At 58.0% G+C, this 22,555-nt stretch carries 22 protein-coding genes; 9 read left to right on the forward strand and 13 right to left on the reverse strand.

Annotated features, from left to right (window positions below; genetic code table 11):
- The first annotated feature begins 5 nt into the window (after nucleotides 1–5).
- Nucleotides 6–569, forward strand: a complete 564-nt coding sequence (gene frr / locus NSJP_RS16425) for a ribosome recycling factor (RefSeq protein WP_080887933.1) — start codon at nucleotides 6–8, stop codon at nucleotides 567–569.
- 45 nt (nucleotides 570–614) lie between these two features.
- Nucleotides 615–1,727 carry an alanine racemase gene (gene alr / locus NSJP_RS16430; protein ID WP_172834407.1) on the forward strand — a complete coding sequence of 371 codons (1,113 nt, stop codon included), beginning with the start codon at nucleotides 615–617 and terminating at the stop codon, nucleotides 1,725–1,727.
- Between the two features lie 57 nt (nucleotides 1,728–1,784).
- Here the strand turns inward: alr and NSJP_RS16435 are convergent, their stop codons facing one another.
- From NSJP_RS16435 to NSJP_RS16450, 4 genes are all read right to left on the reverse strand, one after another.
- Nucleotides 1,785–3,170 (reverse strand): OmpP1/FadL family transporter, encoded by a 1,386-nt coding sequence (locus tag NSJP_RS16435; protein WP_231989414.1) that lies wholly within the window; start codon nucleotides 3,168–3,170, stop codon nucleotides 1,785–1,787.
- 92 nt (nucleotides 3,171–3,262) lie between these two features.
- Nucleotides 3,263–5,938: a hybrid sensor histidine kinase/response regulator gene (locus NSJP_RS16440; RefSeq protein ID WP_080887936.1), complete on the reverse strand. Its 2,676-nt coding sequence runs from the start codon at nucleotides 5,936–5,938 to the stop codon at nucleotides 3,263–3,265.
- A 344-nt stretch (nucleotides 5,939–6,282) separates the two neighbouring features.
- Entirely contained in the window at nucleotides 6,283–6,591 is a 309-nt protein-coding gene (locus NSJP_RS16445) for an MTH1187 family thiamine-binding protein (RefSeq protein WP_080887937.1), read from the reverse strand.
- A 19-nt stretch (nucleotides 6,592–6,610) separates the two neighbouring features.
- Complete coding sequence (locus tag NSJP_RS16450) at nucleotides 6,611–7,264, reverse strand: precorrin-2 dehydrogenase/sirohydrochlorin ferrochelatase family protein (protein WP_080887938.1); 654 nt, start codon at nucleotides 7,262–7,264, stop codon at nucleotides 6,611–6,613.
- A gap of 266 nt (nucleotides 7,265–7,530) precedes the next feature.
- Between NSJP_RS16450 and NSJP_RS16460 the strand changes: the two genes are divergently transcribed.
- On the forward strand, nucleotides 7,531–7,974 hold the full coding sequence (locus NSJP_RS16460) for a c-type cytochrome biogenesis protein CcmI/CycH (RefSeq protein ID WP_080887940.1): 444 nt from the start codon (nucleotides 7,531–7,533) through the stop codon (nucleotides 7,972–7,974).
- Nucleotides 7,975–8,141: 167 nt separating this feature from the next.
- Here NSJP_RS16460 and NSJP_RS16465 read toward each other — a convergent pair whose 3' ends face one another.
- Entirely contained in the window at nucleotides 8,142–8,687 is a 546-nt protein-coding gene (locus NSJP_RS16465) for an HNH endonuclease (RefSeq protein WP_080887941.1), read from the reverse strand.
- 173 nt (nucleotides 8,688–8,860) lie between these two features.
- On the opposite strand from NSJP_RS16465, the gene NSJP_RS16470 reads away from it, so the two are divergent.
- Nucleotides 8,861–9,193 carry a Rieske (2Fe-2S) protein gene (locus tag NSJP_RS16470; protein WP_080887942.1) on the forward strand — a complete coding sequence of 111 codons (333 nt, stop codon included), beginning with the start codon at nucleotides 8,861–8,863 and terminating at the stop codon, nucleotides 9,191–9,193.
- Between the two features lies 1 nt (nucleotide 9,194).
- Here the strand turns inward: NSJP_RS16470 and NSJP_RS16475 are convergent, their stop codons facing one another.
- The gene (locus tag NSJP_RS16475; RefSeq protein ID WP_080887943.1) at nucleotides 9,195–9,656 is read right to left on the reverse strand and encodes a hypothetical protein; all 462 of its coding nucleotides are present in this window, start codon (nucleotides 9,654–9,656) and stop codon (nucleotides 9,195–9,197) included.
- A 477-nt stretch (nucleotides 9,657–10,133) separates the two neighbouring features.
- On the opposite strand from NSJP_RS16475, the gene NSJP_RS16485 reads away from it, so the two are divergent.
- Nucleotides 10,134–10,577 (forward strand): gamma-glutamylcyclotransferase family protein, encoded by a 444-nt coding sequence (locus tag NSJP_RS16485; RefSeq protein WP_080887945.1) that lies wholly within the window; start codon nucleotides 10,134–10,136, stop codon nucleotides 10,575–10,577.
- Nucleotides 10,578–10,669: 92 nt separating this feature from the next.
- Nucleotides 10,670–10,996, forward strand: a complete 327-nt coding sequence (locus tag NSJP_RS16490) for a (2Fe-2S) ferredoxin domain-containing protein (protein WP_080887946.1) — start codon at nucleotides 10,670–10,672, stop codon at nucleotides 10,994–10,996.
- 134 nt (nucleotides 10,997–11,130) lie between these two features.
- On the opposite strand, the gene NSJP_RS19885 is transcribed toward NSJP_RS16490, so the two are convergent.
- Entirely contained in the window at nucleotides 11,131–11,265 is a 135-nt protein-coding gene (locus NSJP_RS19885) for a hypothetical protein (RefSeq protein ID WP_269457728.1), read from the reverse strand.
- Between NSJP_RS19885 and NSJP_RS16495 the strand changes: the two genes are divergently transcribed.
- Nucleotides 11,204–11,659, forward strand: coding sequence for a MogA/MoaB family molybdenum cofactor biosynthesis protein (locus tag NSJP_RS16495; RefSeq protein ID WP_231989544.1), 456 nt, complete (start codon nucleotides 11,204–11,206; stop codon nucleotides 11,657–11,659). The two genes, NSJP_RS19885 and NSJP_RS16495, sit on opposite strands and share 62 nt — an antisense overlap.
- Before the next feature lie 140 nt (nucleotides 11,660–11,799).
- Here NSJP_RS16495 and NSJP_RS16500 read toward each other — a convergent pair whose 3' ends face one another.
- Together NSJP_RS16500 and NSJP_RS16505 are read right to left on the reverse strand one after the other, a co-directional pair.
- Nucleotides 11,800–12,234, reverse strand: coding sequence for a CBS domain-containing protein (locus NSJP_RS16500; protein WP_080887948.1), 435 nt, complete (start codon nucleotides 12,232–12,234; stop codon nucleotides 11,800–11,802).
- Between the two features lie 162 nt (nucleotides 12,235–12,396).
- A complete protein-coding gene (locus NSJP_RS16505) occupies nucleotides 12,397–13,329 on the reverse strand; it encodes a PhzF family phenazine biosynthesis protein (protein WP_080887949.1) in 933 nt (310 codons plus the stop codon).
- 247 nt (nucleotides 13,330–13,576) lie between these two features.
- Between NSJP_RS16505 and NSJP_RS16510 the strand changes: the two genes are divergently transcribed.
- Nucleotides 13,577–14,413, forward strand: a complete 837-nt coding sequence (locus NSJP_RS16510) for an aminoglycoside phosphotransferase family protein (RefSeq protein ID WP_172834408.1) — start codon at nucleotides 13,577–13,579, stop codon at nucleotides 14,411–14,413.
- Nucleotides 14,414–14,517: 104 nt separating this feature from the next.
- Here NSJP_RS16510 and NSJP_RS16515 read toward each other — a convergent pair whose 3' ends face one another.
- Nucleotides 14,518–15,756, reverse strand: a complete 1,239-nt coding sequence (locus NSJP_RS16515) for a hypothetical protein (RefSeq protein WP_080887951.1) — start codon at nucleotides 15,754–15,756, stop codon at nucleotides 14,518–14,520.
- 183 nt (nucleotides 15,757–15,939) lie between these two features.
- Between NSJP_RS16515 and NSJP_RS16520 the strand changes: the two genes are divergently transcribed.
- Nucleotides 15,940–16,200 (forward strand): hypothetical protein, encoded by a 261-nt coding sequence (locus tag NSJP_RS16520; RefSeq protein WP_080887952.1) that lies wholly within the window; start codon nucleotides 15,940–15,942, stop codon nucleotides 16,198–16,200.
- Here NSJP_RS16520 and NSJP_RS16525 read toward each other — a convergent pair.
- From NSJP_RS16525 to NSJP_RS16535, 3 genes are all read right to left on the reverse strand, one after another.
- The gene (locus NSJP_RS16525; protein WP_080887953.1) at nucleotides 16,197–18,158 is read right to left on the reverse strand and encodes a B12-binding domain-containing radical SAM protein; all 1,962 of its coding nucleotides are present in this window, start codon (nucleotides 18,156–18,158) and stop codon (nucleotides 16,197–16,199) included. The genes NSJP_RS16520 and NSJP_RS16525 overlap by 4 nt on opposite strands.
- Nucleotides 18,159–18,312: 154 nt before the next feature.
- A complete protein-coding gene (locus NSJP_RS16530; protein WP_080887954.1) occupies nucleotides 18,313–20,214 on the reverse strand; it encodes a B12-binding domain-containing radical SAM protein in 1,902 nt (633 codons plus the stop codon).
- 549 nt (nucleotides 20,215–20,763) lie between these two features.
- Nucleotides 20,764–22,035, reverse strand: a complete 1,272-nt coding sequence (locus NSJP_RS16535) for a serine/threonine-protein kinase (RefSeq protein ID WP_080887955.1) — start codon at nucleotides 22,033–22,035, stop codon at nucleotides 20,764–20,766.
- Nucleotides 22,036–22,555 lie beyond the last annotated feature (520 nt).

The raw sequence follows: 22,555 nt of genomic DNA on the forward strand, positions 1-22,555 counted from the left end.
CCGTTATGTCGAACGCCGCCGAAATACGACAAGCCGTCACGGGAAAGATGGACGGTGCGCTGGAGCACCTGAAGCGGGACCTGGCCGGACTGCGGACAGGCCGCGCGTCCATCGCCCTGTTGGACAACGTCCGGGTGGACTATTACGGAACCATGACGCCGCTCAGGCAGGTCGCCAACCTGTCGACGCCCGAGGCGCGCCTGATCACGATCCAGCCGTGGGAGCCGCAGCTCATCAAGGAAATCGAAAAGGCTCTTTCCGTGTCGGGACTCGGCGTCACGCCCTCCAACGACGGAAAGATCATTCGCGTTCCGCTTCCCCCGTTGACGGAAGAACGGCGGAAGGAACTGACCAAGATCTGCAAGAAGCACGGCGAGGACACCAAGGTTCACATCCGGGGCTTTCGACGGGATGCGAACGAAGAGTTGAAGAAACTGCAGAAAGATGCCAAATTGACCGAAGACGAGCTCAGAAAATCCGAAGCCGACATTCAAAAGCTGACCGATCAATACACGCAGAAAATCGACGATGTCATCAAGAAAAAAGAGCAGGAGATTCTGGAAGTATGACGCGGCGGCATTGCTCGGCCTGCCGCGTTAAGAACGACTTCGATCGTGCTCACCACCTACGCTCACATCGACCTCGCCGCCCTCGTCCATAACCTTACGCAGATCCGACGATACCTTTCCGGAAACGCCGCCGTCCTGGCCGTCATCAAGGCCAATGCGTACGGGCATGGCGCCGAAGAAATGGCTAAGACGCTGGTGCGCCACGGCGTGTCCCATCTCGGCGTCGTGTCGGTCACCGAGGGGCGTGCGTTACGGGAGTCCGGTATCACGACGGATATCATCGTGCTCGGTCCCACCTTCGACGAACAACTCCCCGACGCCTTGCACAGCCGGCTGACGCTCGTCGTCGGCGATCGGCCGCGATTGACCGCCTTGGCCCGGGCCGCCGCCGAGAAAGGCTTGTCCGTCCCCGTTCATCTGAAAGTCGAAACCGGCATGGGCCGACTCGGCTTCTCGGTGGACGAGATGCCCGTCGTGCTCGACTCGCTTCGCAACCATTCTTCCCTCAGGGTCGAAGGGCTGATGACGCACCTTTCGGATGCCGACGGAAAGACGTCGGACTATACCGAGCAACAACTCGCGACGTTTCATCAGACGCTGGAGCTTCTTGCGGCCCGCGGGCTTCATCCCCCGCTGATTCATGCGGCCAACAGCGCGGCAATCGTCCGATACCCCACGTCACACTTTTCCTTGGTGCGGCCCGGCATCATGCTGTACGGCTATCATACTCTCCCTGGCTCCGTCCCCGCCCCGTCGCTCAAGCCGGTCATGACGTTGCGGACCACCATCGCCCATTTGCGGACGGTCAAACCGGAAACCTCCATCAGCTACAACCGCACATTCGTTGCGGCGCGTCCGAGCACGATCGCCGTCCTACCGATCGGATATGCCGACGGATACAGCCGCCGGCTCTCCAATCGCGGAGCCGTGCTGATTCATGGTCAGCGCGCTCCGATCGTCGGAACAATCTGCATGGACATGACCATGGTGGACGTGACGGACATTCCGGCGGCGCAGGTCGGCGACCAGGTCATCATTATTGGACATCAGGGCCGGGACACCATCGGGGCCGACGAGATTGCCGAATGGACCGCCACCATTCCCTACGAGGTCCTCTGCGGGATCGGTCCCCGAGTACCGAGAATTTACGGCTCGTGATCATGCAGATCACGAGCCGTTGCTGCGCATGAACCGCCATTTCCAGCCGCCCTCACTCTAGAACAACAGTCGCAAGGAGAGCCCTCCGGTGTGCAGTGTCGTCCTATACGTGCCGTTCACGGTTGGATTCCGGTTGCCGGCGATCGTCCTCGGCTCGTAGAGAGAAGCCTGGTAGGACAGATCGAGTCCGATGCCTTTCATGCTGAGCGAGCCCGCCCCGGCCTTTCCGCAACGGATCAATCCGAAGAGCGAACCGCCCGCGCGGCACAGAAATCCCACCCCGCCTCCCACGATATTCACGTCCGCAGAAGGCACCCCGGGATCGAACGACACGTCCGGCATCTGCGTTTGCTGATTGGTATAGCCGGCGCGTACCGCCACATCCCACGCAGGCAAGGTCTCCAGCGCAAGCCACTTGTATTCCGTACCGACCATCACGGCATAGGTATTCTGCCAATTCAGCGGTTGAGGAATTGTCGCCCCGTTTGCCAGATGGACATCAAGATTCTTCACCACACGCCAACCGACCCGATCGACATTGAGTTCCACCTTCCATTCACGGCTGGCAGCGCGATAGGGCCAGAAGGCCACGGCACCGGTGATCACCGAGGGCAACACCAATGTTGCCGTGGCGTCGGACACCTTGGTTCCGTTGGCCAGCAGGGCGCCCGAGAGATGCAGTGTCGCCTGACTTCTATAGACAAACCCGATGTTGACGAGGGGCCGTCCGTCTGAGTTCCGCAGCGCCGTGTAGAGTAGGCCCGCGTTGAAACCAGCCGCAGTATCGGCGCCCGACAACTCGATTCGAGCCCCGGCTGGAATGCCGAATCCTCCTGGCCAGATCGATTGCCGTTCGACTTGTCCCTCCCCCACCAACTTCGAAAATGTGTAGATATCGACTCCCGCTCCCAACGACAGATCACGAGTCAGCCCATAGGCCACCGTGGGTTTGATGTCCAGCAGCGGAAGCGTGTTGAAGATCGTCGCGCTACGAAAGGGTCCGTCGGCAGGCCAACGCATCAGCGACCCGAACGGAGACGTCACACCGATCCCCGCCGATAACGGCCCCAAGGCGGTTAGTCCGAGATCCTGAACATTTGCGGTCAGATAGACGTGAGCAGGCGGCGGCCAAGCGACATTGCCGTTGCGATCTCCGGTGGCCGTCACACCGGTCGGTCCGGTAAACTGGGTTGTGCCACCCGAGAGCAGCAATCCTCCCATGAACTCGACACCGTGCAGGTTGGTGAGTCCGGCCGGGTTGTAGTGAATGGCCGAGGGATCGTCCGCTTGGGCAGAGAAGGCATTGCCCATGGCGGAGGCCGCTGTGCCCTGTCCTTGTATGCGAGGCACCTGGGCCGACGCCACGCGGGAGGAAACGGCCAGGTCGCATAACCATAGTAGCGTGCATGCCAGTATAGTGATCGCCCCGGGCCATCGACCCACTCGACCTCTTCTGCAACCTGATGGGTATCGAGTCCGGTCCAGCGGACGACCTCCGGCTTGCTCCACGACGGCCTGCCTCATCCGGCGGCTCCCTAGCGCGCAGGTTCGCCGGTCCCAAACCAGGTGTTCACCACCTGTTCCAATTCACCGGCATGAAACGGCTTTAACAGATAGGCTTGGGCGCCCATCCCGATGGCCCGCACGGCGGTATCTCTGCCACCCGACGCCGTCACCATGACGATCGGAACCCGCTGATCCCGCTGACGGATCCGCTTCAGAAGCTCCATGCCGTCGATCGACGGAAGACCGATGTCCAGAATCATTCCCGAGAAGGTTTCCCGGCAGACCGCCTCCATCGCCTGCAGTCCGTCGCTTTCCGACCGAACGTCGTAGCCCTTGGCCCGCAGGCGGTCTTCGAGATACTGGCGAATATCGGAATCATCATCGACGACCAAGACCGGCGCCGTCCGATTGATCGCCCCTTTCACCCGCGTGTCCTGCGGAGACCAGAGGGGAAGCGTGACCGAAAATTCCGCCCCCGCGTCCTTGCCCGTTCGCGCCTCGATGGCACCCCCGTGCAATTCGACCAGCATGCGCACGATGGAAAGCCCCAGCCCCAATCCCTTGGTCTCGGTTCGCGCTTTCAGCTTGAAAAATGGATCGAAGACCTTATCGATGAACTCCGAGGGGATGCCCGGCCCGGAATCCTGAACGGAGATCTTGGCGGCACGCGGCGGCTCCGTCGTGACCTTGACGGTGATGCGTCCGGACTCCGGCGTAAATTTCACCGCGTTCTGGACCAGGTTGGTGACAATTTGGAACAGCCGATCCCGGTCGGCCCAGACGATCAACGGAACGGAGGGATACAGGGCCTCCAGTCTGTGCCGCTTCGCTTGGGCCAGCGGCCTGAGCTGCTCCACGGCGTCGGACACGACATGAGCCAGATCGATTTCCTCCGGAACCAACTCCAGCCGCCCGGTCTGAATCCTGGTCTGATCGAGGAGATCGTCGATCATGCGGATGAGCCGCTCGGAATTCTCCAGGACTCGGATCAAATATCGCTGCTGCTTTTCGTTCATCGGCCCGGTCAGTCCATCCAGCATGTTCTGTAGAAAACCTTTGATCGAGGTCAGCGGAGTTTTGAGTTCGTGGGACACGTGCGAGAGAAACTGGGAACGCAGCCGGTCCGCTTGCTCCAATTCGGCGGTGCGTTCCCTGACCTTGGCTTCCAACCCCACGTTGAGCTCTTCGATTTGGCGGTACGCGGAAGCGTTGTCGAGTGCGCCGGCCGCCTGATGGGCAAAGGTGACCAGGAGTTCGAGATCCTCGAGCGTCAGACAATGTTCCTGCATGCGGTCGACCATCAGACACCCGAGGATGCGGTCTTTGGCCTTTAGCGGCACGACGATGAACGCCTTGGTCCCGATCAACATCGCCAGCTGCTTGGTCGAGGGATGCAGGCGTCCCCACACCGTCCGGATATCACCGATCAGCAGCGGGGTTCCACGCAACAGCACCGTTCCCTCCGGACTTTCGGGATCCGACACAGGAATGACGCTGGCGCGGGCCCGAGCCGTGACCTCGGGGGACACACCGACGAGCCTCGCGTCCTTGGTGACCTGCCGCTCCTGGTCGTAGAACGAGATCATGGCTCTGTCGAAATGCAGGTCTCTGGTGAGGGTCTCCAAGACTTGCTGGAGCAACACCTCGCGGTCGAGCATGGAGTTGAACAACAGTCCCGCCTGATGCAACACGGTCAGATGACTGATCTTTCTCCGGAGCTCCACCCGAGTCTGTTCCTGCTCCAGATAGGCTTCACGAAGCTCCTCGTGGCGGGACTCCACATCGGCGATCTGTTCCTTGATCAACGCCTCCCGGTGGCGGCTTTGCCGGTGCAGCCGCCGATTGATCAACGTTCCGGACACGAACACCGGCAGGAGCGCCGCAAGAGTCAGCTCACCGACGCTCACCCCCGGAGCCCAAGATCGCATCGCGGCCGCCGTCAGCACGCCGGCCGCGGCTCCCCAGATATGCCAGGCGACATGGCGGCTTGACTGTGGCTGCCATCGCACCTCCCACTCGCAGTGCTCGTCGCCCCGAACGATGCACGATCGATCCGTCACAGTGGACGGCGGCAACCGATGCAGCATGGCGGGAACCATGGCCAGCCGTCCCTTCACGGACTCGCAGATCTGCGCCGCGCAGGCTTTTCGGTACGGCCCGAATTGCTCATAGACCCGTTGCGTCAAGCTCACGCGCAGCACCGCCGACGAGTCCGTCACCGTCACCACCGAGTATTCCAGGCCGCGGGCGAATTTCTTGGCGTAATACGGATACATCCGATGAACTTGCGCCAGGCTGAAGGGCCGTCCCAACGCCTGCACCAAGGGAGAGATGTGCTTCTCGCATCCGACGTTCCGATAAAACGCGGGATCCTCCGACAGCTCCCGGCCAAACTCTCTCAGGTACGAGGTGAATTCGTACGAGTAGCTGTTCCAGACGTTACGTAACTGGTCGAGCGTCACGTGGTGCGAGGGATCGCGCAAGCGTCCATTGAGCAACCGGCACAACTCCTCGATCGCCAGCCGTGCCGCCTCCTTTCCTTTGGTTCGCGTCACCCACTCTTCCAGGTAGTCGACATTGTCGCGGATGACGATGCCGCTCACGTCCCGAATCGGTTCTCCCTGCGCATCGACGCCGAACGGCACGAAGTGCATGGTTCTCCGTTCCAGAATCGTATGGTCCTGTGACAGCAAGTGAATCGACATGGCCTAGCTTATTCGGATTCCGAACTGTATCACAGACACGCGGCCCCTCGCGGCACTATCGTGTAGCGCCCGAACCCCTCGACCAGGGCCGTTGTGCTCTAATCGATTAGGGCCGCCGGTACAGGGATGCCTCACGACGAACGCGCATTACGCTTGCGGTTCTTCGCATTACGCAAAGGACGTACCCTTGCGGCTCAATTTCCAGCCGATAGAATCGGCTGAATCTCGCTTGATTCACCGGGAGAGGAAAGGAAAGGATCTTGTGAGGCAACTGGTCAGTATTGATTGAGATACAAAACGGGCGGGAAAGATACAGCGCTCATGCCGTCACAACGAATGTCCCGTCAGGTTCGCACTCGGCGCTTCAGCCGGCGTTCCACACTCTTCACTTTGCCGGACAACCGGCCGGAATGACCTTTGCGGAAATCGATCTTCACCGAACAGGAAATCCGGTTACAATCCTTCTTCATGCGCTCATAGCACTTCTTCACCACGGCCATGACCTCGTCCCAGTCCCCTTCCAGGACAGTGCCCATCGGATTCAACCGATAATCGACGCCGCTCTTATCGACGATATCCAATGATCGGGCGACGTACTTTCCCACGCTCTCACTCTTACCCAGCGGGGACATACTGAACTCCAACAACACCATGGCCGTCACTCCTCTTGTTTCAGGATTTCGCCGGGCTTTCGGTCTTCTGCTGAGACCGGTGGTCGATCCACACCTTCGGATACTGAACCTTGCCCAGCAATCGGAATCCATCCAGCGCTTCCCGTAACATCGTCCGCCGTTTCTCGACGTCCGGCTGATCCCTCTTCGCCTGTTCCCGCAGCTCACCCAGCCAATCCAGAAAGGCCGAGAATTCGCTGTCGAGAATGCGTTCCAAATCCTCTTTCATGAAACCGGAGAGCGCGGGAGCCATGCCGCTCGTGCTGATCGCAATGCGCATGTGTCCCGTCGCAACCACCGCCGGCATGATCGCGCTCGAGGCTTCGGGAAAATCCACCGACCACAACAGCACCTTCTTCTCGCGGGCCTTGGCAAACAAGGACCTGGCGAAGTCCCGATCCCCGCGCACCATGTTCAGGATCAGAATGGTGTTTTCCATGTCGGACACGCGGAAATGGCGCCCCCGGTGAACCACCTTTGCCGATGCCGCCAGTTGCTTCAGATGATCGTGCAGCGTGGGGGCGACGACGGTCACTTTGGCCCCGGCGTCCAACAATCGCTGCGTTTTCTCCGCCGCCTCCTCGTCGCCGCCGAGCACCACCACGTGATAACCTCTGACATCGAGCGACAAGGGAAAACCCGGATTCGCAGGCATGTGTATCCTCCAATTCTTTCTTCCGGATGCTCACAACGGTCGTCCGGCAGGCCACCGCGCTTCGGTGCGCCACAGTCCATGCAATGCGAGAACGACGCCGGAAGTCGTGTTCAGCACGCTGGTCGCATCATACAACAGACACTTTTCCAGCGTAAACCTCGCCCTCCCCTTTTCCGCTGAGCCTCGGTATAATGCGCCGCGCGCCGGGCGAATTGTTTGCCGGCTCGTGATCGGAACCATCAAGAAAGGCACTCCTCGTGGCGGCAATGACATCGAAAGCAATCGGCATGGCCACCGGCATCATCGGACTGGCGGCCATCGCAGCGTGGCTGGGCCTGGCCCATAGCTGCGATCCGCAAAGCGGCGAACCGGTGATCGGCGGACAGGTCCAGATCTCTCCGGCGCTCGCCAATCAGGTGCGCCCAACAGACGTTCTATTCGTGATCGTACGCCGTCCCGGCGGGCCCCGTCCGATCGCGGCGAAGCGGATCGACCAGCCGGTGTTTCCCGTGCCGTTCGAAATCACCAACGCCGACGTCATGGTTCAAGGTTCGGAATTACGCGGGATGGTGGACGTGGTGGCAAGGCTCGATCGGGACGGTCAAGCCGGCCCGGCGCAACCAGGAGACATCGAAGGACGATACGCGAAGAATCCGACGCTGCCGGGCGGGCGAAACCTGGAAATTATCTTGGACTCGGTGAAGCAGTGAGAAAGGCCTCTGAGAGAACGCCGCGGGAAGCTATCTGAATCCGCCAGACTGTTCAAACGCATTGTCGGCAAGGCCGCAGCAAGCGAATGTCCGAGGCGTACTCCCCTCGTACGTCGAGGACTTGAGCGCAGCGAGAACGATGCCGACGATGTGTTTCAACAGTCTGCTTAGGGGCCGGAGGGATCGGCGTCCAGCTCCATATTCCAATACAGATAGTCCCGCCAGCTTTCAGGCGTGTTTCTGATTCCAATGGTAATCGTGACGATCGGACTCCAGCGCGGCTTCACCGGCCGTTTCATCAGGCGCATGCCGGCTTCATCCGGCGTACGACCGCTCTTGCGGTTGTTGCACCGCCAACAGGCGGTGACGATGTTCTCCCACGTCTTTCGGCCGCCCTTGGCGATGGGCACGACGTGATCGAAGGTGAGTTCTTCCGTCCTATACTTGGACCGGCAATATTGGCAGGTATAGCCGTCTCTGGTAAAAATGTTGATGCGCGAGAACTTGACCGCCCGATGACTGTCCTTCAGACGAACCAGCTTGAGCAGCCGCATGACCGACGGCAGCTTGAAGGAGATCGAGACTCCGTGGACCTCGCGATCGTACACCTCCAGCACTTCGACTTTTCCTTGCCAGAGCAGCGCAATCGCTTTTTGCCAATGGACGACACGCAGGGGTTCATAGGTGGAGTTGAGCAGGAGGGTCATTTCCATTCGGAAACCTCATTCCCAACCGAGGCTCCTTCGTCAAGAAGGCCTTGTGCCGGTCTGGGTACGCTCACGTATGTCTATGCCATAAGGCAGCCGCTAAATCAAGCTCCTGGCCGTTCCGGGATGCCACAGCCCTTTCCGGCCCGTTTGGCAGAAGTAGGAGACGAGTAACCACGATGTCGGATTTCGTCACAGTCGCGACGGTCGATCAGATTCCGCCGGGAAGCGGACGAACCGTCGAAGTGCACGGCGTGCGGATCGCGCTCTTCAACGTCGATGGGACGTTCTATGCGGTGGACAATACCTGTCCCCATGCGGGCGGACCGCTGGGCGAAGGGTTCGTGTGCGGCGATGCCGTCGAATGTCCCTGGCACGGATGGAAATTCAACCTTCGCACCGGCGAACGGTGCGGTAGTCCCAACATCACCGTCGCCTGCTGTCTGGTTCAAGTCGCTGACGGAACGATTCAGGTCGCGCTGCCGCCTGACTTCAATCCGCAAGGAGCCTGACTCAGGCCGGTCCGCGCGCGCCGGGGAATTGCGGTACGGACGGCCCGGAGGGATCCGTTTGGTCCGGCTCCTTGGGCGTCACCCCGTCAGCCGGCAGGGACGCCGCATTCACCTTCTTCAGCGAGAGATTCGCGTGCCAGATGAACTCGCGTTCGAACCACTGCCCGCTGACTCCCTGATCGCGCAGTTGCACGCGGATTTCGTACAGGTCCCCGTCCACCTGCTTCACCCGCCACTCGCCGAGCCTGGCGTTCAGCCCGCGATCCTTCATGGACCGCACATGCTCGGTCATGGCCTGCAGGATGGTGGGATACCCCAACGCGCGGTGGGTCTGTACCAAGGCCAGCGCGTCGGCGCTCCGCCGATCGATCATGGGATTGACGACGGGAGGCTTCGTCCAGATAAAGTAAGCCGCCCCGAGCACCAAGACGACGACGGCGAGATAGTGAAGCGCTTTGACCATAGGAAAGACGTTCGCATCATAGGAAGCCGGTGTTCGGGAAGTCAACCAAGGGACACCATTTGGCAAGAGAAAGCTCGACATACGAAGTTCGAAATTCGAAACCTTGGATGAGGACAAAATTCCAAAACACCAATTGCCAAATACCAAAAAAGAAAATCAGAAATTCGAAGCTCGAAATTCGAAACCGTTCGGATTTAAGAACTTGGGCTTTCGAATTCTCCTCTTGAGATTTGTCGCTTGGGTTTCCGGTATCGGTTTCGAGTTTCGTGCTTTGGATGTCGAGTTTGGCCTCTGGATTTTGGGATTTGTAGCTTCGACTCGTTGTTTGTTTCGGATTTCGAGCTTCGGATTTCGAGTTTCGGCTTTGGTAGCCCAGCAGCTTGTGCGTTCGAAAGGCGATATGTTACAAGTACCCGTTTGGCGATATCGCATCGCTCGATGCATGCATCCGGCATAATCTGAGGCGTTGGACCATCCATGAAATTTTTTCTCTACGGCGACAATGTCAATCCGACCCAGCTCAAGCGTCGGGCTCCGGAACACCAGTTCGTGACGCTGGCCACGCTCCCGGAACATACGATCCAGTTCGGCCGTTGGTCGTCCCAATGGCGATGCGGTCTGGCCAACGTGGCGCCCTCACCGGGGGAAAAAGTCTGGGGCGCCGTCTTTGAAGTGACGGAGGAGGACATCAAGCTCCTGGACCAGTTCGAGGAGGACGTGCCGCAGGGTGCGTTCCGCCACGTGCAGGTGACCGTGCACGACCAGGCGGGCGAGAAAATGCTCGTGACCACCTATGCCGCCGAATCGATCGGCAAATTCAAGCCGAAGGACCATTATCTCGATTGGGTGTTGAAGGGACTGAAACACTGGAAGTTCCCGGATGAATGCATCGAACAGTGGCAGCTGTACAGACCGAAGTAAACCCGGGAGCCTATGGCTTATAGCGTATAGCAGGCTGGAGGACGGACCGCTGTACGTGCCATACGCCATTCGATCTTAAAGAAGGAGCACTCATGCCGAAGCCGAAATATCACATCGTCGTCTGCACCAACGCCCGGCCTCCGGGTCACCCAAAACCCTCCTGCGGCAGCCAAGGCTCGGCGCAGTTGCTCATGGCGTTCAATATGGGCCTGATGCAGCGTGGCGTCATGCCGGGGGAAGTGCTGGTCAGCGGGTCGTCCTGCCTCGGCCCCTGCGAGCAGGGCCCAACGGTCGTCGTGTATCCGGATGGCACCTGGTATTCCAAAGTCACGGAAGCGGACGTCGCCACGATCCTCGACGAACACATCAAGGGCGGGAAGCCGGCGGCCAAGCTCAATCCCGACGCCGTCTGGAAATAGGAATACTCTCCGAAAACTCTAGGATGATCAAAACGCCATCCAGCTAGGCCGCAGCGAGCGAGGATACGAGGCATACTCTTTTCGGTATGTCGAGTGTCCGAGCAACGCGAGAACGACGCTGGAGGACGTTTTCATCATCCTCCATGGAATATGACCAGCCACGCCGCCCACGAACACAAGTCCGAAGCACCCAGCCAGATCGGCTGCATGGTGATCACCTGCAGCGACACCCGCACCAGGGACACCGACACCAGCGGACGTCGCATCATGCACCTGCTCAAGGACGCCGGCCACACCATCGTGGACTATTACATCGTCAAGGACGAACCGGCCAAGATCAAAGCCAAGATCAAAGCCGGCACCGCCAACAAGCGGATCCATGCCATCATCATTAACGGCGGCACCGGCATTTCCAGGCGGGATTCTACTTTTGAAGCCGTGGATGGAATGTTGGAAAAGCGGCTGGACGGATTCGGCGAAGTCTTCCGTTATCTGACGTACCAAGAAATCGGCTCACCCGCAATCATGAGCCGGGCAACCGCCGGCATCATCAAAGGCCGCGTACTGTTTTCGACGCCGGGATCGGAAAATGCCGTTCGCCTGGCCATGGAAAAGCTCATCCTTCCCGAACTGGGTCACATTCTCCAGCAGCTGCGCAAATAAACGCCTTGGCGGGGACTTCGCCGGCGGTGCCTGCCGCGTGCTGCTCTATGTCACCGACGTCATCATGGACCTGAAAACACGCCGGGCGCTCTACGAGCGCCCCGCACCGAGCACGAAGGTACCACCGTCTTCAGCAGCCGCTAATCCTGTCCGATCTTTGGTTCGGAATACTGCTCCACCTGCGGGATCTTCGACTGCGCATAGCGTTTGTAATGCATCAGCAGATCGCGCACCGAGACGATGCCGACGATGTTCCCGTTCTGCGTCACCGCGAGATGGCGCACGCCCAGATCTCCCATCATGTCCTGCGCGTCGTCCACCGATTGGCTGCCTTCAAGGGTACACACCGGGGAGGTCATGATTTTTTGGACGGTCAGCTTGCCCAGCGGCTTGCCGCTGGAGACCGCGCGCCGGACAACGTCGGTATCCGTCACGATGCCGACGAACTGCTTGCCCTTCTTCACCAAGAGCGCCCCGATGCGGGACGACTTCATGGTTTTGGCCGCGCTGACAACCGAGGTCGTCGGACCGACGCTCTTGACCGGCTTCTTCATGATCTTCGCCACTGTCGACATGCCCACTCCTTTCGTTCGATGAATCTCGAACCAGTTCCGGAACCAGTTACTGCCCTATTCTATCCGCAACGGACCGGAACCTCAAAACCTCTTGTAGAGACGAGCACGATATTACCTAAAAACTCTCTCCGACAACAGCTGCTCTCGACAGGAAGCTCCACTTTAGAAGTTCAACGTCCCTTCAACAACCATGACGCACTGCCCCCCCACCTTGACCGTCTGAATCATGTCGTCGTCCGACTCTACCTGCACCAGAATCCGCGAAGGACGCTCGATTTCGTACCCCTGCTCGATCGTGATCTCGGTCATGGGGCCGACATCGACGACGCCGTGCTGCACCAAGTAGGAGCCCAGCGCGCCCGCGGCGCTACCGGTCGCGGGATCCTCCATAATGCCGATGGACGGCGCGAACATTCGCGCGTGAACCGTGGCAAACGGCTCGACCGTCATCGTCGTGAACACCATGAGGCCGTTGGCGCCGAACTGCCGGCACAGCTCGATGATCGCCGACGAATCGGGCCGGATCGATCGGACTGCCGTCAGGGTCCGCACCGGCACCATCAAGACCGGCAGACCGGTTGAAACGACCACGAGAGGCCACTTGGTGTCCGCGATCGTGTGTTTGGCAATGCCCAGCGCATTGGCGACTTTATAGAGGTCTTCGGTGTCGTCGACGGTCTCCAGAAACTGGGGCGCCGGTTGTGTCATCACGACGCGGAGCACGCGGCCGTCCCGCACGTGCAGATCGACGGGAAAGAGTCCGATGTTGCACTCCTGCACGACGCGCGTGACCGGGTCGGAGGTGGCAATCAACCCCAGCGAGGTCAGGACGAACATGGTGCCCACGACCGGATGGCCGGCGAAGGGAATCTCTTGCGTCGGGGTGAAGATGCGCAGCCGCACGACCGCTGCAGGATCGAGGGGAGGAAAGACGAACACGGTTTCGGACAGGTTCATCTCCCGCGCGATTTGCTGCAATTGGTCGTCCGACAGCCCTTTCGCGTCGGGAAACACGGCCACCGGGTTTCCGCCGAAGGGTTGGGTCGTGAAGACGTCGGCTTGGTAGAACTTCAGCGAGCGGCGTCCGGAATCCATAATGGCGGCACTGTAGGTCAGAGGCGATAGGCCTGTCAAACCGTCGCGTTGGGATTCTTTGGGAACGGAGCGGAGGGACCGTCGGAGGAGCCGTGGGAAGGACCAGCCAGACGGCCATCAAAGCCAATTGCCGACCTTGATGGCTGTCGATTGGTTTTGACAACCCCGACATACGACGTGCCATACTCCCGATTCCATCGTTGAATTGGATCTGATCAACTCGTCTACCATCAGAAGTGACGGCCGTGTGACACGCATCCACGATAACCAACCACCGGATATTTCGTACTACTGCGACAAGTGGACACTGTCCTTCCCCATTCGACTGGCCCAAACTCCCACCAGTGCTCTCTTTCGTGTCACCCGCCTGGATCAGCAAGCGATCCTCAAGGTCCTGACTCCAAAAGGCCGGACGCTTGAAGGGAATGGTTCCAGTGCCCTGAAATGCTTTCAAGGACCAAGAGCCGTCAAGCTACTGGACTCCGATGACGGGGCCATGTTGTTGGAACACCTCGACGGAGGCGAACTGTCACACCTGGTCAAGCAGGGGTCGGATGCTCAGGCCGCACACATCATCTGTGACGTATTGGACGCCCTTCACAGCTATGCAGGAGAAACTCCCGCTGGGATACAAGGGTTGCACCACGAATTCCAGTCGTTATTCACACGAGCACGAGGCGAGAAACCGGATTCCATCTTCCGGAGAGCGGCGAAGGTGGCGGAGACCCTCATCGCGACGGAATCGAACAGAAGGCTGCTTCACGGTGACATTCATCATGGGAATATCTTGAAGAGTTCATCGAGGGGATGGGTGGCCATCGATCCGCAAGGTCTATTCGGCGAAAGAACCTATGACGTGGCAAACTCATTCTTCAATCCGGACGAAGTGCCTCACATGGTGGGAACCAGAGAAAGAATCGACCTGCTTGCGACAATCTTTTCCGAACGCTTACAGGTCGATCGGCTGCGAATCCTTCAATTTGCCTATGCTCATGGCAGCTTAAGTGCCTCTTGGCACATTGACGACGGCGAAAGTCCGCAGTGGCGCCTGCACATGACATCGCTCATAGAGAAACTCTTGTAAGAAGATTTGGAGGGAAATTCGAATCTCGAAATACGAAACGTCAACTTCTAAAAATACGAAATTCGAAGCACGAAACTCGAAAATGGAAAACTGGAACTTACGATCTACGCAGTAATGGAGTAGTTTTCGTAGGACTGCACCAGCGGATTGGACACGTAGTCTTCCACGTAGTTCTTCACCAAACAGTTTCGCCACAGGAGCCGGTTAGCGAACCTCGTGTCGATCTTATGCAGCACGGATACTTTGACGCCGGTTTTCCTCGTAAACTGCTCCGGGCTGACGCCGCCGATATCCGTATAGAGGCCCCGGCCTGACTGCATCATGCACTTCGGCACGTGGATGCGCTTCTGCGTCGTGACGCTCCTGGCGATGTCGTCGAACGTGAGCAGGACGGAGCAGTCCGAATCCCCTCCCAGGGTCGCGTTCGGCACCATCAGGAACCTCGCGCGGTTCTTCCGGTACATGTTGAGGATCTTGTAGACGCTCTTCGCCATCACGACCGTGTCCTTCTTTTCCAATTCAAGCGAATCGAACGCGCTCACGATCCGCTTGCGGTTCATGAAGGCCGTGATCGGCGCCTCGGTTTGAATCGTCTGGACGTTGGGCAGTCCCAGATCGTAGAGACGCCTGGCCTCGTCCGGCAGATACTTCCTCCCCTGCCGCATCAAATCCGCGGTCGGCTCCTTGATGCCTTTCACAGGTGTGAGGCAGCCCATCCAGAGCACGCACTTCTGATTCACCGCCGAGATGGCTTGCGCGTCCTTCGACATCGTATGGACGTCGAACGAATAGAAGTTCGCCGACGAAACCGCCGGCCCGTCCAGCACCTTCATCAGATGCTTCACCGAAGGGGCATGGGGCATGAGCCGCTGGCGATAGTCGCCGAGCGTGATGACCGACAGCTCGAAGTTGATGCGGCCCGGATATTTCGCGGCCAACTGATGGATCTTGGGCACCTGCACATAGCCGACCGTGAAGAACGTGATGTTCTTGTCCGTGGAGGTCAGAAAGTCCTCGACCCACTCCATGGCCTTGGGATGAAGGAACAGATCCGTCCACTCCATGTACTCGTTGCCGCCGAGACACCAGAACTGCATCGGGTCCGTCGGCTTCTTGTTGAGGTAGTCGATGATGAACTTCCAATCCTCGTCGGTCGTCTTGGGCGGGTCCAGCGTTTCGCGGTAGGAGTGATCGATCTCGTAGCAGAACTCGCACTTCACCGGACAGGTCTTCCCGAGGCTGATGGGGATCTTGCCCCCTTCCAGCTCTCGGATGAGCACGTCGCGGTAGTCCTTGTTCTTGAAGACGGGCGGCGCCTTGAGTATCGGTATGATTGTCGCCATGGCGTCAGATCAGATTATCACAGGGTGGTCAAAAAGGCCGTCAACAAGGCAGCAGCGAGTGAAGGTCCGAGGCGTACGTCCCTTGGTACGTTGAGGGCCTGAACGATGCGAGAACGAAGTTGGCGGCATTTTTCAACACCCTGTAGAATTGATTCCTTATCGGATACTTGTCACACTGCAAACATGGACGAGGAGGCAATTTATAAAGAAGTGGCCCACGCGCTGGAACTTCTTGGGCTCACGCTTCCGACGACCAAGGAAGAACTCGAACGGGCGCGTCAACTACAGCTCTCCACCTGGAACCCGTCCCGCTATGCCAATCTGACCAACAATCCCAAACAGTACATGAAGAACTACAAGAGAGCCGAGGAGATGACCAAGAAGATTGAAGCGGCCTACAGTCTCCTTAGCGCGGTCTTGGTTCCCGAGGATGAATCGTCCTAACTGCCCGCGCCGTGACTCATCACCCGGCTCATGCCCTCTTTTCCGTCCTCTCCCTCGCCCATGGAAACGGGCCACGTGACCAACCCCGAGACACTATCTGACGCTCCCACCGTCTGCCGCTGCGCGTAGATCTGCGGCAGCCTGTTCGTCCCGAACTTCGAGATATAGAGGAAGACGTGCTCGCGGGCGTTCACGCGGACGGCCCAAGGCTGAAAGTCGTTCTTGTAGAACTCCTCGCAGAGCTGCATCGCATCCATGCAGGAAATCCCCACCGGCTCGTTCAACGTGTAATAGTAGTCCAGCGGGAGGTCGTACTCCTCCTGCTTGTGGATCGTAATGCCGAACTTCTCCGGATTGCGCACCATCGGCGTGTGCCGGTAGGCCACGAAATAGAACAGCTCGACCGAGTGGATCACGGGCTGATTGTCGATCACGAACTGCCTGGTCTCCAACGCCTCGTCCATCGTCTCGCCGGGGAATCCGTAGAAGGCCATCACGTGGTTCCAGATGCCGGCTTTCGCCGCCTGATGCAGATTATTCTGGATCACGCTCTTCTTCGCATGCTTGTCCATGAGATTCAGCACGCGCTCGTTCGCCGACTCCATGCCGTAATAGAGGGTGCAGCAGCCGGCCTTCGCCGCCAGATCCCAGACGGCTTGATCTTGCAGCGTTTCCTCAAAACGGATCAGCGTGGTCCACTTGATGCCCACATTCTGGTCCACAAGTATCTGGGACACCCTCTTGAAGAGGGCCGGCGGATAGGATTCGTCTGCAAACAGGAAATGCCGGCACTGATACTTGTCCCGCAACGCCTTGACCTGCTCAACGACCAGCTGCGCCGTCATGCCCCGGTATTGATCGAAATACCCCTGCCCATGGTCGCAAAACGTGCAGCGCCCCCAGTAGCACCCGCGCGTCGCGAGGTAGGGAATGATCCGCTCCGGCACGAAATAGAGATCGAGCGGAAAGCCGTCAAAGTCTGGCAGCGGCAAGGCCGTCGTCTTCTCCGTATAGACTTCCTTGTTCTGTTGAACACCTGCCGCCGTCCGATACATGAGGTTCGGAACGGACGCGATGTCCCGCTGGCCGTTCAATGCTTCGATCAGCCAGAGCAGCGCATGTTCACCTTCATAAAGGATCGCTGAATCAAAGACTTCCCCGAAAAACCTCTCGTGATTCGGGAGCTCTTCCTGGAGACGCGTGATCACGTTACCACCGACCACGATGTGCACGTTGGGGAACGTCTCCTTGATCATCTTACAGAACGTGAGTCCCGCGATGAGCTGCATCTGCGTGCCGATCGAGATGCCCACCACTTGCGGCTTCTCCTTGCTCACCGACGGAAGCACCAGCTGGTTGCAGATGTCGCGGTAGACGTTCACCTGCTCGTCGTCGAGACAAGCGAGGAGTTCCTTCGAGACGCCCGGCCTGTACCCGAGGTTGCTCTCCATTGGATAGAACACCAGCGAAGCCGGATAGTAGGCGGAGGAGATGAACTGCATCGTTTCCCGGAATGAGTTCAACGCAGCCTCGAGCTTATCCGCCTCGTAGAACTGCTGCCCACGCACGACGTTCTTGGCCTCCTCTGCCCGCGCCGCGAGGTCGAACACGTCGAGCGTCATCACCTGCTCCAGGATCGACAACTGGCCGGCCTCGTGGTCCGTCAGCTCTCCCCGCTTCTCCTTCATCTGCAACGCCTTGAGGTGCATGGCCTGCCGCGCCCTGACCCAGATCAGGAACTCCGTGGTGAAGAAGTGGTCGTACATCTCGATGTTGATGTCACGCTGCACGACGGTATGCCCCGCTCCGCGGAGAATGGCGGTCAAGCATGGCAAGGCCAGATAAGGCGCCGTCGGCACCCACTCAGGCGGAAACAGCAGCATGACCTTCGAGGTCTTGTGGTCTTCCTTCTTGATGGGCGTTAGCCCGTCGATCTGTACTAAGCCAGTGGTGCTCATGATGTACCAGTTATCATGCTACCCTACGGGATGTTCAAAAAGGTCTTGCAGCAAGGCCGCAGCAAGCGAGGGCACGAGGCATACTCCGTTCTGTATGTCGAGTGTCCGAGCGAAGCGAGAACGCTGCTGGAAGCCTTTTTCAACATCCCGCACGTCACATCTTACCTGCCAGCGTCGGCTGGACGCCCGCCGTCTTCACTGCCCGGTATTGTAAGTCCGGCAGTTTCACAAGTCCGAATTTGCAAATGTACAAGAAGATATATTCCCTGATGTACAAGCGCAGATCCCAGCCCGCGTAATGATTGCGTTCGAATTCCTGGAACACCCGCTCTGCTTCTTCGATGCTCAGGCCATTCTTCACGGTGAAATAGTAGTCCAGCGCCAGGTCCCAGTCCGGGTTCTTGTAGGCCGTCAGGCCCCACTTCTCTGGGTTCTTGGCCACCGGGTTGTGCCGGCCGAGGTCGAACGTGCCGAAGCCGAGTGAATGGACGTAGTCCTTGTTCTGCTCCAGGAACTGCACCGACTGCCAGGCTTCATCTCGCGTTTCGCCGGGGAACCCGAAGAAGCCCATGCAGTGGTTCCAGATACCGGCCTCCGCCGTGTACTTGAGGTGCTGCGTCATGATCTCGGTCGTGGTCGCCTTGTCCATCAGCTTCAACACCCGCTCGTTGCCGGATTCATAGCCAAAGTGCAAATAACGGCAACCCGAGTCTTTTGCATCCTGCCAGACGGCGTCTTCCAACAGGCTCTTCTCGAACCGCATGTGCGTCGTCCAGAAGATGTCCATCTTGCTGTCGACCAGACCACGAGCCAGCTTGCGGAAGAGGGCCGGCGGATACGACTCATCGGTGAAATGAAAATGCCGGGCGCCGTATTTGTCTCGCAGATGCTTGATTTCTGCCAGCACGTCCTGGATTTTCTTCGATCGGTAGCCGGCCGTATAGCCCTCGCCATGGTCGCAGAACTCGCAGCGGCCCCAGTAGCAGCCGCGCGTCGCCAGATACGGAAGCGTCCTCGTCGGCACGAAGTATTTTTCCAGCGGTAGCCCGTCGAAATCCGGCGGAGGCAGCTCCCCCATGTCCTCGGCATAGCTCAGGGTCGAGACATGGACGCCCTTGTCGTCCTTATAGATGGTGTTGGGCACCTGAGAGAGATCCCACTTGGCTCCCACGGCTCCGACCAGTTGGACGAAGGCCGTCTCCCCTTCATAGACCACCGCGCTGTCGAAATATTGGAACAGCGGCGACTCCGGCAGGACATCGCGCAGCCGCGTCACGGTGTTCCCGCCGATCGTGATGTGGATGTCGGGAAAGTGCTGCTTGATGAGCGCGCAGAAGGTCATGGACGAGAACATCTGCTGTTGGAGAACGATGGAGATGCCGATCACGTCAGGCTTCTCCGATTCGATCGCCGGCTTCACGATGTGATCGAACACGTCCCGGTAGACATTGACCTGTTCGTCATGGACTGCGTCGATGACCTCGCTCGACACGAAGACCTTGTATGACAGGTCGGTCTCCATCGGCGGCATACAAATGCGGGCCGGCGCATAGACCAACGAAATGACCGACGTGACTTCACGAAAGACTTGAATGGCCCATTCTAACCGATCGATATCGTAGAACTTATCATCTCCACGTACGATGCTCTTCGCTTGCTCAGCCTTCTTGATCAGTTCGTCGATTCTCTGGCGGGTGAGGTCACACAACGCCATCTGTACGTCCATTTCGCCATCGGTCAGTTCGCGCTTCCTGGAGAGCTTGCGGAGGCGGTCGAGCTGTTGGGGAACCTTGCGGAGGACCTTCTTCAAAAAGTCCTCGCTGAAGTACCAGTCCCACATCTCCAGATTCACGTCTTTCTGGATGACGGTATGGCCGGCTCTCCGAAGCACCGCAGTGAGGGATGGAAGGCTGAGATAGGGTTCGGAAGGATACCAGTCGGGCGGGAAGATGAGCATGACCTTCATCTTCCGGCCGCTGACTTCGAAGGAGGTTTTGCGATGGAGCTGGATCAACTCATCGGACGCCCGTTGACCCTTGGAGTACTCAATCCGCATACCGGCCTGAATCCCTCGCTAAGAATGGCCCAAACTGCTACAAAGCCAATAGGTTAGCCCAGGAAGTGGACATTGTACGGGGGGTGGAGAAGGAGATGCAAGCGGGAGACTGGGAGATCCCGCTACTTTCGCTGGACACGGGCCTTGTTGGCCGCCGTTCGGCCTCGTGTTCGCTTGGCCCATAAACTCGGTCCGTTCGCAATGTGAACGGACCATCAAACATATGTGCCACCCACTACGCGGGTCGCTCCACTTCGTTAACGGCGGAAACACAAGGCCCAATAGCCACGAAAGTAGCGGCACCTCCCCCCTCGCAATTTAGAAAGGGGGAAGAAAAAGGCTGTGCTCGCACACCTGCCCGGTGTGGCGTTCCCCGCTGCGGGCGCTCGGTGAAAGGCGCGTCTTGGCGCGCCGGGGCGGGAGGGTGAAAACCGTCGCCCGAGGTCGGCACCACCCGAAAGCTAAGTGGGGCTTGAATGCTCCCAGGAGGTGGCGTGGAAGAAGAGACGGCGGAGACACAAGCCAGAATGGTCGCGAAACTTTGGAGGTTCAACCTTTTGCCACTGCAGCATCATAAACTCGCCGAATGGCAGCATGTATTTTTGATCTCGGCACTTGCGACGCGATCACTTCATAGTAGCCAATCTCCTCGTTCAGAATATCAGCGATCGCGATTGCGTCCTCAGACTTTCTGATCGAGGTAATCATCGAAGAGAACACATCCATGGCTGCAAAGCGATTACACTTTACTGCCGCTATTAGTGTGGCAGCGATTGCAGCTGCTTTTATAGACGGCTCCTCTGCATGATCAAAAATGGCCTTCATCTTATTAGCAACGACCTCTGCATAGGAAAAGCTATAATTTCCAATCGCTGACTCAATTATCTGTCTGTAGGAAACTAGGACGCGATGGAGGGATGGCGACAGATGCCTAGCCAGCACAGGCAGTACTTCTCTGGGAATGCGATCAAATTGCTCGATGAATGTCTCTGGCTCGCCTGCAAATCGAAGAAGAACAACCATAAGCTTTTCGAGATTTTCCGTTTGATACTGCCCCCGCTCTGCAAGACCAGTTATCTCCTGGATGATAAGCTCGTATTCTTGATCGGGGCTAGCTCCAGGTGACTTCGAGGAGACATAGCTCAGGACCGCGTCTAACAAGCTTCCAACTGATTGGTATCGATTATCGGGCTGCTGTTGCGTTGCTTTCTCAATGATATAGGTCAAACCAGAAGGAATTTTGCTTCGCTCTATTAGCGCAGGTGTCTCCTTTGTGAGCATTTCATACAGTGTTTTTCCCAACTGATAGACGTCTGTCCTTGCATCCGCACCGCGGCTCCCACCGGGTATTAGTTGCTCAGGCGCACAGTACACACGGGTACCCAGAAAAGCTGCTGTTTGAGTGAGAGTGGTAGTATCTCTAGGATCTAACTTTATCAAGCCGAAATCCGAGATAACCACATTTCCATCCATCATTCGCATAATGTTATCTGGCTTGATATCTCTATGGGTGCCCCCTGCATTGTGAATTGCTTGTACTCCCAAGCAGATTTGTTTGAATATATTTAGCGTCTCCTCTTCAGATAGTCCCTTAATGATTTCAGCAGAAATCGATTGTTGAGCGAGGGGCATCGTGAAATACGCAGGCAAATAATCAGTATTTTGAGAAATGACCTGCATTACATGGGGGTGATTGACGCTGGCCATGAATCGAACTTCTCTTGCGAAGCGCTTAATCATTGAATCGTCATCCGAAAAGCAAAGCTTCAGGGCCACCACTTCTCTCGCTGGTACAGTCTCCACCTGATAAACGACACCCATCCCCCCTGCCCAATACAGGCAAGAATGTGATACTTGGAATCTATGATCTCACCCGGCTCGTACACTTCTAAAAGCCTACTGTGTATTGTCTAGCTAGAGCTATGTACCAAGTATCATGTTCTTTATCAGGCTGCAACTTAAGAGGGTTTGAATAAGGTCTCAAGAATCGTTACGTTGCGGGAAAGAGGAAAGGCGTCAGGAACCATTTCGCGCAGCCTGGTAGCTTCTGCGGGAGCGATGCTTTCGTCGTAGTCCAGGCTCCCATTAAGAAAACAGGATGCGCATCTTCTCCCATCCATTGAGGCAAGAGATGCTCAATGCGCTCCTTTAGAAGTGCCCTTGCGGAACAAGAAAAGGGGACAGGGAACAAGAAAAGGGGACAGGCTACTTTTCTAAGTCCTCAAATCCCCTAGCGCGGCCGAACGCCGATGCGATGATCAGCACGTGAAGACGACCATGAAGGCTGCTCGCCAGACCGCAACTCTTCTCAACGCCTCCGCCGCCGCCCGCCAGCAGTCTT

Source organism: Nitrospira japonica, assembly GCF_900169565.1.
GTDB lineage: Bacteria > Nitrospirota > Nitrospiria > Nitrospirales > Nitrospiraceae > Nitrospira_C > Nitrospira_C japonica_A.